Below are 14,219 nucleotides of genomic sequence, written 5' to 3'. Positions count from 1 at the left end.
CCTAAAAAAAGAACCGTGCTCCTTATATTAGATTCACTTAATAGGTTTATAGTTGAGATATTCAGAACGCAATATCCTATTTTATCGCTATGTTAAATTTATTATTTGTATAAAACTACTATAAGTATTATAGCCTATTCAATTAACTATATACTACGAGATATAAAATACAATGTTGCAGGGACGTACCATGAATACTAGCATGGCTTCTATAAAAGTTAGAAGTATTTGCGTATAACGTCAACGCAACCACGAAATTAAGGCAAATTTGATTAGACTGACTAGTGGATAGCTCTGACTCTAATCACCAGAGATATATTCTAGAATATAATATAGAGCAAAACTTAACACGTTGCTTTTCTATGCTTTATATATCATCTGATGATTACAAGTTATATCAATTTTACAGAGATATTGTTAGCGCTACTTGTCATTGCAAATGACAAACACATCTATATATGTTTTTGAATTGTTTTGTTTGCTTCTTAGTTAATAACTTAAACTACACTAACATTATAAACTGTAATTTTATTGTAAAAGTATTTCAGCTATTTTGGCTATTCAGATTAGTATCTTACTACAACATTTACAATAAACACAGCAATCACTATATTACTTGATGCATTTAAGCTAGATTATACATGCTCAAAGTTATTATTAACCCCGCGAATAATCGTTCTGCAATTCTGCATTATATCTCGTACACGAAGTCTTCTGTCTTTTGTCAACATATTTAATGCCATTAAAGATTACTTTCCCTACGTGATATGTAGCGCTCTGCGTTCTTTTGATTATTAGATATAAATATAAATTGTAGAATACGCATAGTAGCAATCAGTTTTTACTGGATCGCTCAATTTTTAACATAATTACTTATTCTATTAAAATAGACACCGATTATACTTGAAATGACACAATATACTAATAACTCAAAGAGTCTTCAGTCGATTAAAAGAATAATTTTATCACTTATAGATTGCGTTGCAAAAATATGTCGTATTGACATGAGGACACTTAGGAAAAATTTAATACCAAAAAGTGAATGAGACAATTAATATACATATCACTTGTAATATAAAGGATATATGTATCTTTCATTATTTAATAAATCTTGCTGTTTAGTAACATAGAGAATATTTATTCATGAATATATTGCTTTTTTGGATTACTTGATTCAGCGATATCTTTAAAAATAAATACTCCTCCTACATTAGGATAAAATGACTGCTTTTGCTTCCACTGTACATTTTTTGTAAGAACTAATAATATACCCGCTGTGTTTCTATAAGGAATTTATTCTGTCCTTAGCTTTTATTGTCTTTATAGACAGTTTCGCTCCTCTATGACTCATAGAATCAATACAAGATGATTCTTTCAACCATTTTTCGGCGTTGTACTATATTAAGATAGCTGTCGAAGCCTCTGTTTAGATTTGAGCTAGTTATTAAATAACTATGCGTTATATATCGACGGTGAAGACTGATAAAATACTAAATTTACACTAGTATGTCACGCGAATAGTTTTTATAAACTAGAAGTTTTATTTTATATCTGTATTCTTTCCATCATGTACTCTATGTATAATAGAGGAGTGATAGATCGCTACTTTCTGTTTAGTGGTGAATGTAATGTGATATAATGAGGGAAAGCTTATTTTATTAATAAATATTTAAATCAGTGTATGATTAGCAGTAAATACCGACAAAAGCGTATTATTATCACATGATGTGCAGCATTAATTAATAAGATTATTGCTAACATAATAACTGCAGAAAAAATTTTACAACTTTATAAAAGTATTAATGATAAGTTGTCAGATTTTATTGAAGTAAAGTACTTATTACCTTTTTATTAAAAAGTAATAAATAAATGTTAAACGAGATTAATATCTTGAAAATCTTATATTTAATAAATAAACACATGCATTCTAAAAATCACAAAATATTTCATCTGCACATATCAATTAATTAAATCATATTTAATTGCTGGTATCTAAAATTGTAAATTGTTTTATTAACTCATCGATTGCTTTGATTTGCACTAGAAACGGTTCGAGTTTCTCTAAGGGCAGCGCGGAAAATCCGTCACATTTCGCATTCTTTGGCTCTGGGTGTGCCTCAATGAAGAGGCCAGCTAAACCTACAGCGATGCCCGCGCGTGATAACTCGACCACTTGTTCAGCGCGACCGCCAGAAATAGCACTGCATTGATCGCGGGTTTGTAATGCATGTGTTACATCTAAAATTACCGGATGTCCAGTAGTCACATTTTTCATTACGTTGATACCCAACATATCAACTACTAGATTATCGTAGCCAAAATTGCTTCCTCGCTCACATAAGATTACCTGATCATTACCGCTCTTTTTAAACTTGTCCACAATATTTTTTGTTTGCGTAGGGCTAATAAACTGTGGTTTTTTTACATTAATTACCGATCCAGTTTTTGCGATTGCTGTCACGAAATCAGTTTGGCGCGCTAAAAATGCAGGTACTTGAATCACGTCAACGATCTCAGATACCAGTTGTGCTTGCCCTGCTTCATGGACATCAGTAATAATTTTCACACCAAAAGTTTTTTTAATGTCTTCAAAAATCCTCATGCCTTCCTCTAAACCTGGCCCTCTATAAGAGAGAATAGAAGAACGATTAGCTTTATCAAAAGAAGCTTTAAAAACGTAAGGAATGTTGAGTTTTTGAGTTACATTAATATACTGTTCACAGACAATCATTGCTAATTCGCGAGATTCTAACACATTCATACCACCAAACAGTATAAAAGGTTGATCATTTGCCACATTAATATCACTAATTTTAACTACTTTCTGCTTCATATTGTCCTTTGGCGCCAATGGTATGAGTTAGTGCAACATGATACATTGTTATCCCGCGAAGTACATCAACCTAATTAATTTGCGCACCGGATTTTTTTAATGTTATTCAACTAAAAGTAAGTATTACACAAAGGTATACCTGCTTCATCTTTCTAGTTTAACCTTGTTATTTACAAGTTTATAATTCTCAAGATCTGTTACTCTAAAGTATTCTTAGAACGTAAATTATTTTAAATATAATTGATTGTAACCAGTGTTTATTTAAAAACTTAATACTCTTTATATTACTATTCATCTATCTTTAAGCTTCTAAAAGCACTGTCACATCGTTATCTTACTGTCACATCGTTATCTTAGTGATCAACTCGTAAAATTATATAACACATTATATCACAATGACACAGAGCCTGCCGATATTGATCGTTGTTGAAGAGGTTAAACATTTACTCTGGAATATTACTACTCTGGAGTAGCATACAAAATTTTTGCATTATTTATAACATTTTATAGTAAGCATTCAGTCTAGCGTGATTGACATTGTCTCGCATCATGTTTTATAAAAAACAATAAGGTATTAGCATCCGGAAATTGTAACTTTTGATCGTTCTAATATCAATGATTTTATCACTAACACACCTGCGTAATTATGCAACCGTACACTAATTTATCGGAATTGTAGAATTTTAGAACATTTACTGCGTTTATATTGATAGTGATAATCTAGAATCTTAAATAAATGTTTTTCAGATATTTTATTAACTAACAACGTACTTCAAAACCACTCATAGAGTGCAAGTATATATATTATAATAAATATAATGCTATGCAGACTGCTAGAACTTCTCCTGATATATGAGCGTGTATGAGAGATATGTTGCGTAACATACCTAATTTAGCGCCTTATCGAATGCATACGATTAGTAATAGTCACTGAAATAAATACTAACAATTTAGTTTAGCAATATCGTAGGATGTTGCATAATACATTTATTAACTATCAAAAAATTATTAAATATGTTTAACGTTAAGGATATAGTCTATCTTTTAGGATAGTATCTATCTAGAAATAGTACTTATGCCCCTCTATTAATACTTTTATATATAAGCTACACAAGAATATACAGTAAGCCTGTCGAGATTTGCTGTTATGTTTAGAGAATAATACATTACTAAAACTAATAGAGATATGGTGTACATGCCTGGTTTTTACTTAATATACGTTGAAAATTACTTGAACTTTTAAAAAGATACAAGAAGCGGTAATGATTATGATCATTAGACCGGGTATAAATTTGCACGTTAGATAATATCCTTAGTGAGGTAACTCATGACAGTACATTACTTGCAGTATTATTATAGTAAAGTTAAGGTAAAGCAACCGCAGTGACGGGTATGATACAAATCATGCGATTAAAATATACACGTACCCTTATAATGATGAGTTTTTATTGATTCTATTGTATAAGAAAGACGTGAAATTTTCAGTACTTTTATGTGATAATGTGTTACTATTTGATTTTTTAAGATCGCTATCTTTTATTAAGCATATCATTCGCAGCGGATTTACTTTATACATCCAGGTGATCTTACCTTATTTTATCATAGAATAACAACTTCAATAAAGTTAGTCATATAATAGCTACAGAGCACCTATTAGGTGAAAATATTGATGCAGTAAAAATGCTAGATAGCATAGCGAAACTCAATGCAGTTATGCTAATATCAATACTCTTATCCATTAAAACTATTCGATATCTCAATGTGTACTGCAACTGTCCATGTCGATAGCTTGAACATAACTTTAGTAATCTGAAAACTGCACTGTATAACTTACGCCACGAGGATCAACAGAAATTTAGTAGTGCATCATTAAATTTAAAATCTGTGATGTAACTCGTAGTTATTTGTATAAAAATGTTCTTATTGTCGCATGAAGTTTCATTATCCATTATAAGTAATCTACAGTAGATGTATATTATCTAGTTTATATTTCTTTATCTAAGATATGAAAACCAAATCATCTATACAACGTGAAAAATAATTTTTAGTGAGTAATAAATTCATCACTATACTTTAAATAACTGATGTTTTATGCATCCAGTTATGAATTCTAGAATAATAGGCTAATCAACCCCTACAGAAAAAAATAAAAACCAATGCACATTTAATTTTTAGTATAATGAGTACAGCGACGTATAAACCAAGATATCATTACTAGTATAATACGACTGAATAATCAACTAACATATAACTATCATTCTAGATAGACTGCATCTGAATGTATAAAAGCTTATTGATTCACTTTTATTAATCAAAATATTTCTTATAGCAATTATTTTATATAACACACCATGTTAGATAATAAAAGTAATCATTATTTTGTTTCATATCATCCTACGCTTAATTTTTAGTTAAATTCTACAGCCACTGGCCAAGCGTCACACGTTCATTGTTACCGTAATCACGGTAAGTAGCAATCGAGGTAAATCCAACAGATAACAATAGTGTACGCACATTCTTACCTTGTTGCCAGCCATGTTCCAGTAATAACCAGCCTTGTGGTTGTAGATACTTCGGTGCTTGATAGGCAATACTTTTCAAATCTGATAACCCCTGTTGTGCCGACACTAGCGAACTGACGGGTTCAAATCGTATATCTCCACGCATCAGATGTATATCATTAACATCGATATATGGAGGATTGCTAGTAATTAAAGAAAAATTCCGAAATATCAAGGAATCAAACCAATTGCTCTGTGAAAAATATGCATTTCTGATTTTTAACTTTTTAGCATTATGCTGAGCGAGCGCAAGCGCATCGAGCTTTACATCAATACCAATTATTTTACAGTCTGGTCTTTCGCTGGCTAGCGCTAATGCGATGGCACCAGTGCCCGTACCAAGATCTAGGATGTAGCAAGATGATTTCGGTAAACGCTCTAGCGCTAGCATTACTAGGTGTTCGCTATCTGGACGCGGAATTAGAGCAGCTGGAGACACTGATAACGGTAGAGACCAGAATTCACGTTCACCGACCAGATAGGCTATGGGTTCACCGTTTTCACGGCGCTTTAGTAGTGATTCTAGTTCTTGCTGTTGCAAAATAGTTAGTGGTATTTCATCAAATGCTAGCAAAAAGGCTTTAGTTCGGCCAGTCACAAAACTTAATAAAATTTCTGCATCGCAATCAGGACTATTACTATATATTAATCGGGAAGCAGCGGATTTTAGCCAATAGCGGTAATCCATTATATTATTTAATCAGACAATGCCGCAAGTTGTTCAGCCTGGTATTCCTGTGTAATTGGCTGTATTAGCATATCTAACTTACCTGCCATAACTTCATCTAGACGATACAAAGTCAAATTAATACGATGATCGGTCACGCGCCTTTGCGGAAAATTATAGGTGCGATTTCGGTCGGAACGATCACCACTACCTAACAAAGTGCGACGCGTTGAGGCTTCTATTTCTCGACGTTTAGTTATTTCAGCGGCGCGTATACGTGCAGCGAGTACTGACATAGCCTTAGCTTTATTTTTGTGCTGCGAACGCTCGTCTTGGCACTCTACTACAATGCCAGTCGGGGCATGGGTGATACGAATTGCTGAGTCAGTAGTATTAACATGCTGTCCGCCAGCACCAGAAGAACGAAAGGTATCGATTTTTAGATCACTAAGAGTGATCTCTGGAATTTCCGCATCTAGCACTTCCGGTATTACTGCTACGGTACAGGAGGAGGTGTGAATTCGCCCTTGCGACTCAGTTTCAGGCACTCGCTGCACACGGTGACCACCAGATTCAAATTTCAACTGATTATAAACGCCGTTGCCAGAAATTTTAACGATTACTTCTTTATAACCACCTTGCTCTCCTTCGTTAGCATTGATGATTTCTACATACCACTGGCGAGTTTCAGCATAGCGACTATACATGCGAAACAAATCGCCGGCGAAGATCGCGGCTTCATTACCGCCAGTACCAGCGCGAACTTCAATAAAGCAATTGCGTTCATTGTTAGGATCTTTTGGTAACATCAAAACTTGTAGTTGTTTTTCTAGTTTATCCATTATTGCTTTATTCTTTTTGAGTTCTTCTTGCGCCATTTCACGCATTTCTAAATCATTTAGCATGATTTTTGCTGCTTCTAAATCCTCTTGTATCTGCTGCCATTTAAGAAAGCAGTGACTAATATCTGTTAATTGTGCGTATTCACGCGACAGTGCACGAAAGCGATCCGTTTGAGCAATAACGCCAAGGTCGCTGAGCAATATCTGCACTTCTTCATAGCGCTGTTGTAATGTTTCTAATTTAAGAATGAAAGAAGGCTTCATTTGTAGTATTAAACCATATTAATTAAGCAATCTAAGTTTGATTGAGGTATAGGTTGTCGTATAATAATTGTATACGTTCTATATTCGTTAGTGTTGGTAGTCTATTAAAATATTTGAGCAGGGGTTCAGTATGAACACGAGATGAATATATAAGCTATTCATAGATAACCCTGTAATGCTAGTACCTTAAGAAATAAGCCAGCAGTTTTTCTAACATTGTTCCTGTGGTTATATATTATATTTAATAACGAGAATCATGTATGATTATCACCGTATACGCACACGCAACGAAACTACAAATAAACACCCTTTACTGTATTATTATCGCCCACCACTGCATCACCTCAGTTTTTAATGTATAAGCTAATGCTCGGAAATAATGCAAACAACATTTACACTATACAAATAAATATGTTCTAGTTTGCGAGTATTCAGTTCTATATCTCGCTGGCCAGAAAATCCACTAGAAATTTTGATGGCTTTTGACTTTCGGTATTCAGCAGTGTCTTTACACATTTGGAATATGCCAGTTACTTTATAAAATTGTTGGGTCTCCATAAGAATTTATAAAAATTTTGTTGATATATAAAACACAAAATTAATCTAATACTAATATCTTTAAACCATTTGTCAGACACAATGAGAGGGTTAGTGATATTGTGGTTTTTAATATAAAAAGTTCTTATAAATTTTTAGGTGATTATCTTATTTAGAGATACTTCCTGGTGATCCAAATAATATAACGCTTAGCTTAGTTGTCAGAAGAAAAACAAGATTGCTTAGTTTTTCTGTTGATAAGAAACTGACGAATGTTTAAGGATAAATTGTAATCTACAGCACCCATAATGTAAAGAAACTAAAGTAGTTTTTGATTATTATTTAATATAAGTAAGATGATCATTTAAAATCAAACTAATGTTGAGATGCTGTCTTTTTGTATCATATGCTTTTCAGAAAAAAATAATAAAACTATTATTGTATCTGCCATGTAATTGGCACCTATAGACTAAAAAATTAACACATTAATTAGGTATGTTTATACTCTATGCGCTTAAATAATCGGAGAAGGAGAGGAATAGTATAATTCCTTATATTTTCCTCTAGATAATATATGATATACTAAATTTTTTAGTATCTTCATACTATATTAAAGGTACAGTTAAACATTTTAGAGAGTCACTTAAGTAAGTCTAATACGTTTTTAATGCGTACATCTTTAATAAAAATTAATATCATTGATACATTTACAGGAAACCCCTCATTAAATCTAGACTCTATTACTAGTTTTGCGCAAGATTGTCATTAATTTTGATAACATGTCACAGAAGAATTATTATATGCCCCAACGAAATACTGCTATCCAGGCCATGTATAGGTTGCTTTTCAACCTGTCTTGGTTTTTTCTAGGAATCGTGTTAGTTATTCCCATAGATAGACTAATCTATTAAGATTAGATGCACTTTTAAGTAGTTCAGTCAGTAATTGTTGTAACAAGAAAATAAGCAATATCTTACTGTTAAATGTGTTATATATACAAATAACAGTGTTAGCTATATTATTGGGATTTATCGCACCAATAACGTTGACATAGGTAAGTGTACCAAATTTTTTTAGAATTTAGATGCTTACTTCATACAGATAGCTCATGTTTGAGTGTGGAATATATCTCTTTTGTTAAATCAAGATCATTTATATAGATTAATAAGCGTATTTTGTTCAGCTACGTTGACCTTGCGCTGACTTACATATATCTGTTGTATGTCCTTTATCATATTATCTATGATAGAAGTTGTTATCGTTTTTTATATCCCTTAAAAGTTTAGTTGTCAACGTTAAAACATATATTATCTTAATGATTTCTATAGAATTAATAATGAATGTAGGTATAAATACACTATTTAATACGCATGTGTTATAAAAAAGGTATTTGCTTTTTTTACAGCAAGCTCAGCAACTTCTCCTCATACACTAAAAGTTATATATATTTCATATGAGTGAAACGCACTTATTTATTAACACAAGCTAGTAGTAATCAATATATGTTATTCTTAATCCTACTTAATAGTTCGTTGTGACATGTTTTAAATTGATTCTGAAGCAATTGCATTTAAGTACTATATTTTTAAATTTTGAGCGTTATTCAACATAATAGTATATTACTTGTTAATTTTACTCTGTAGATTAATCCTTTTAGGAAGTTCATTATAACTAAACAAAATTAACTGTACTGTGTTATCAAAAATTTTTTTAAAAATCATAAAGATACTAATATTTATTGGCGTTTTCTTGATTTACAAGCGTTAAAAAATTACGATGACATGATGCTTCCTTAAACGATTTACTCAAAAACTATAAATCGTTGTAACTAATTTTTTTAGAACAGACTTGTAACAACTGAATGTTGTTACAAGTCTGTTAAGATAGCGCGCAATATCCCAGTTAACATAGAGAAGCAATAGTTCAATAAGTTATCTGCTCAGATAATCCATATTATAAATAACTAAAATTGTTTAACTCACTGCAGAAAATAATATATGCATATTATTATGCACGCAGTTTTCTTTATTTTGCACAAAATATTTATTTATAGCTTGCATAAAAGGATAAAAAAGCAATGGCAATATGCAAAGTTAGTTTACTTTATTGTATCTTACCCACCAGCCTGCTAGTCATTTCCTGCACTACAACTCAAACGATTGAGTTAATTACCAATGCTAATTCTCCGCAATGGCATATACATCAAAAAGCTTTACAGAAGTTAAGGACCTACCAGATCCGTGGATCGATTATTTATTTATCTGATACAAAAAAAATATATGCACATTTTTTTTGGCAACAATACTCGTCAGAGCATTATTGCTTACAACTTATTAATCCATTTGGCAATACTGAACTAACTTTGCATATACTACAAAATCGCGTACAATTAGTTGATCGTCAAGGTAAATCCTACACAGGCGATAATGCCGAGGAGATGATCTACAGAATAAGCGGTATGGTAGTTCCACTGAGAAATCTGCGCCAATGGATTCTTGGTCTCCCTGGTGAATCTAATAACTTTACATTAGACAATCACTATCATCTAAGTAAGTTGACTTATAAGAAAGATCTTGAAAACTGGACGGTAGAGTATAAACAATATAGCAGGGCGATAGCGCCAACATTGCCAAATGAGTTAGAATTAACACATTGCAATCAACGTATAAAACTAAAAATAAACAATTGGACTTTTAAATGATTTACCAGTGGCCTTCTCCTGCTAAGATTAATCTTTTTTTGTATATTACTGGTCAACGTGAGGATACTTATCATCTATTACAGACACTATTCCACTTTCTTGATTATAGTGATACCCTAACCTTAGATGTACGTCAAGATAACAAAATTTGCCTATTAACTCCGATTGTGGGGGTACCAAACCATTGCAACCTTATCATACGTGCTGCTCATTTGCTACAACAGTATTGTTATCGCCATAGATTACTCCGCACGCCACACGGTGTTAATATAAGAATTAACAAACGTCTTCCTATAGGGAGTGGTCTAGGCGGCGGATCCTCTAATGCTGCTACTATGCTGATAGCATTAAATGAATTATGGCATTGCGGATTAAGTGATAACCATTTAGCTATGTTAGGGCTTAGTTTAGGTGCTGATATACCTGTTTTTATCCATGGTCATTCAGCGTTAGCGGAAGGTATCGGAGAAAAGTTACAGCCAGTTAATTTGCCGGAAAAATGGTATCTTGTAATTCATCCTGATATCAATATCCTTACCCCAGTAATCTTTGGAGATGTAGAATTAAAACGTAATACCCCATTTAGAAGCTTAAATGAGTTATTACTAGCTCCTTACGAAAATGATTGCGAACCAATTATAAGAAAACGTTTTTTTGAGGTTGACCAACTGATTTTATGGCTACTAAAATACGCTCCATCACGCCTGACTGGCACAGGCGCGTGTGTATTTTCAGAATTTGATACAGAAATCACTGCTCTTCAGGTGTTGGAAAAGGCCCCGGCGTGGTTGCATAGTTTTGTTGCTCGTGGCGTTAACATTTCGCCGCTGCATCAGATACGCTCTGGCTATGTTTAAGTTATAACGCAACGCTTTATTATATAGAGTTATGTACAGTGTAGTATTATTCCCTAGGTTATACTCGTTTATATGGTATTACTTACCTATATATACCGTAGTAGTAACACTAACTGCCCTCGTAAAGACCATAGATAATATCTATTCTCGATGCAAGTCTAAGGGGTTATTCTCGTGCCTGATATGAAGCTTTTTGCTGGAAATGCTATTCCGGAACTAGCGCAACGTATTGCGAACCATTTATATACCAGCCTTGGCAAAGCTGCAGTAGGTCGCTTTAGCGATGGTGAAGTTAGCGTGCAAATTAATGAAAACGTACGCGGTGGTGATGTTTTTATCATCCAATCTACTTGCGCTCCAACTAATGATAACCTCATGGAGCTTGTCGTCATGGTTGATGCCTTGCGACGAGCCTCCGCAGGACGTATTACTGCAGTGATCCCATACTTTGGTTATTCCCGACAAGATCGTCGTGTACGTTCCGCACGCGTACCAATTACAGCAAGAGTTGTGGCTGATTTCCTCTCTAGTGTCGGGGTTGATCGAGTATTAACAGTAGATCTGCATGCCGAACAGATTCAAGGTTTTTTTGACGTCCCAGTAGATAATGTGTTTGGCAGCCCGATTCTGTTAGAAGATATGTTACAACAAAGTTTAGAAAACCCTATTGTAGTGTCTCCAGATATTGGCGGCGTAGTGCGAGCTCGCGCTATCGCTAAACTACTAAATGATACAGATATGGCGATTATTGACAAACGTCGCCCACGTGATAATGTTTCTCAGGTAATGAATATTATCGGTGACGTAGCAGGACGTGACTGTGTGTTAGTGGATGACATGATCGACACTGGTGGCACTTTATGTAAAGGTGCAGAAGCGTTAAAAGAACGCAGCGCTAATCGCGTATTTGCCTATGCAACTCATCCAATATTCTCTGGTAATGCTATTGATAATATCAAGAGCTCCGTGATCGATAAGGTGATTGTATGCGACACCATTCCATTATCAGTAGAAATTCAATCTCTGGAAAACGTACGTACATTAACATTGTCTGGAATGCTCGCTGAAGCTATACGCCGAATTAGCAATGAAGAATCAATTTCTGCGATGTTTGAACATTAACGCTTTGCTTGATCACATGGTTATCATTACACAAAATGATTAAAATGTAGTATTTTGAATACAACTAAGGTTTTTATTTGTCAAACACTCAAAAGTAACAAGCCTCATTACTCTGAGGTTTTATTCTATAGGGACTTATTAATTGCTGTAGTTTATAATAGAATTATAAAACAATAACTATTAACTTAATTATCTGACAATAACGGTTTGCTATTGCAGAAAGTAGCGCATATCAGTATTTTATATATACCCTAATGTATTAAAAAAATATCTATAATAGTACTCTGCATTAAGAACGTAGATTAGCTACATTTTAAGTGTTTAGAATAAATACAATATCTACTTCTATAAACGATCATTAAAACTTAGATCTACAAAAGTAGACTATGTATATAGAGCGTGTTGCAATTCTCTTCTGAATATAACAATGATATCTGCTTATACTTAAGAAATGTATATAAATATTTTCATTTTCTAAAAATGATTGTTGTTTTTATTCGATAAAGTTATCGTTGAATAACAGTAGTGCATTTAAATGCAATACTTTTGTCGCATAAAAAATAGATGTTATTTATTATTTTCTAAAACTTTTTACTGGATTTAGAATCGAATTACAAGGAGAGACAGTAAAGTGTCATCTGTATTATTATTGTTTCATGTTACGCAAATTAATTTATGGTAAGAATGTTTTATCAAGGACAAACTATCGCCATTGTACTTATGCATGTATTATTCTTGATTGAGATAAATAAGTAATTTTATAGAGGTGTGGAATTATATGTAAATGTATTCTATATGTTATATGGATAATATCCATAATCAGATAGAGTTGAGTGATCCTAGTCTTCTTGCATTAGTTATAAGGTTGATTATATAAGTCTATTATATTTGCAAATTATATTGACATAACATATTAAGTGATTGTATATAACTATATCTTTGTGGTGCTACTGATGAGTTATAAACCTACTGAAACCTAAAATATATATTCTTTATCAACCTACTTATTAGATCAACTAATAGTTAAAAACATATTATCCGTATGATGCTTAACTAATTGCTTGATATGTTACAATGTTGATATGATTTTTTTGCACTGCTATCTTCAGAAAGCAACTGCTTATCATTTTAGTATCTAATAATATACTAATTCAAAAAGTTCTATAAAGACGACAAATCCGAGTAATTAAGCTGGTATTACAGTACTAGTAGTCAGTTAAGCAGCTCTGATGTAATTGAATTACATACACTTTATTACAATATATTCACTAGAGATAATAAAATGAGGACTAATCCTCAGCGCAGCGCTAAATTTTTATAATTATAACATAAGGCTTATTTATGTAACAACGTCCTGAAATCATTATGAATATCGACGATCTCATGATCAATTTGTTACTACTATGTGCATACTCAATATAGTTGAATTAATTGTAGTATTAATTTCTATTTATAAAATAAGCGATATAATATATTAAAATTGTCTATGCAATCCTAAAAACGATTTTATCCTTTATACTAAATATATTTAATCATCTTTAATAACTGAAACATTTTTCATACAATCTCTAATAGCGCTGCTAAAGATAACCTTGATCTGGTAACTCTCCTTATATGTTAATAAGCAACTATTTATTACACCAGTTGGTAATTTTAGATATATCTAAGTAAGATCGATATGGTCTAAACCATATCGATCTTACAAGGCATAGCGATAACTCTGTAAGACATTCTAGACAATCGTATGCTTGTAAGACGGATGCCTAGTAATATTATTCAAGGACGTCAAAATACTCCGTATACCACCTACGAAATCAATAGGCGCTGTTGCATTA

At 32.7% G+C, this 14,219-nt stretch carries 7 protein-coding genes; 3 read left to right on the top strand and 4 right to left on the bottom strand.

The window, feature by feature from the left end; translation table 11 throughout:
* Nucleotides 1–1,978: 1,978 nt before the first annotated feature.
* The 4 genes from kdsA to GIY03_RS01525 form a co-directional block, all read right to left on the bottom strand.
* Entirely contained in the window at nucleotides 1,979–2,833 is an 855-nt protein-coding gene (kdsA, locus tag GIY03_RS01540) for a 3-deoxy-8-phosphooctulonate synthase (RefSeq protein WP_457913404.1), read from the bottom strand.
* A gap of 2,418 nt (nucleotides 2,834–5,251) precedes the next feature.
* A complete protein-coding gene (gene prmC / locus GIY03_RS01535; protein WP_457913954.1) occupies nucleotides 5,252–6,082 on the bottom strand; it encodes a peptide chain release factor N(5)-glutamine methyltransferase in 831 nt (276 codons plus the stop codon).
* An 8-nt stretch (nucleotides 6,083–6,090) separates the two neighbouring features.
* On the bottom strand, nucleotides 6,091–7,167 hold the full coding sequence (prfA, locus tag GIY03_RS01530) for a peptide chain release factor 1 (RefSeq protein ID WP_457913953.1): 1,077 nt from the start codon (nucleotides 7,165–7,167) through the stop codon (nucleotides 6,091–6,093).
* 363 nt (nucleotides 7,168–7,530) lie between these two features.
* Entirely contained in the window at nucleotides 7,531–7,725 is a 195-nt protein-coding gene (locus GIY03_RS01525; RefSeq protein WP_457913952.1) for a hypothetical protein, read from the bottom strand.
* 2,056 nt (nucleotides 7,726–9,781) lie between these two features.
* Here GIY03_RS01525 and lolB point away from each other — a divergent pair.
* From lolB to GIY03_RS01510, 3 genes are all read left to right on the top strand, one after another.
* The gene (lolB, locus tag GIY03_RS01520) at nucleotides 9,782–10,405 is read left to right on the top strand and encodes a lipoprotein insertase outer membrane protein LolB (RefSeq protein WP_457913951.1); all 624 of its coding nucleotides are present in this window, start codon (nucleotides 9,782–9,784) and stop codon (nucleotides 10,403–10,405) included.
* Nucleotides 10,402–11,262, top strand: a complete 861-nt coding sequence (gene ispE, locus GIY03_RS01515; protein ID WP_457913950.1) for a 4-(cytidine 5'-diphospho)-2-C-methyl-D-erythritol kinase — start codon at nucleotides 10,402–10,404, stop codon at nucleotides 11,260–11,262. Before lolB ends, ispE begins: the two co-directional genes overlap by 4 nt.
* A gap of 174 nt (nucleotides 11,263–11,436) precedes the next feature.
* Complete coding sequence (locus GIY03_RS01510) at nucleotides 11,437–12,384, top strand: ribose-phosphate pyrophosphokinase (protein ID WP_457913949.1); 948 nt, start codon at nucleotides 11,437–11,439, stop codon at nucleotides 12,382–12,384.
* The last annotated feature ends 1,835 nt before the right edge of the window (nucleotides 12,385–14,219 follow it).

The organism is Candidatus Gillettellia adelgis, from assembly GCA_020541285.1.
Lineage (GTDB): Bacteria > Pseudomonadota > Gammaproteobacteria > Enterobacterales > Enterobacteriaceae > Gillettellia > Gillettellia adelgis.
The sequence above is the reverse complement of the archived record's forward strand: the minus strand, read 5'-3'. Positions and strand labels throughout refer to the sequence as shown.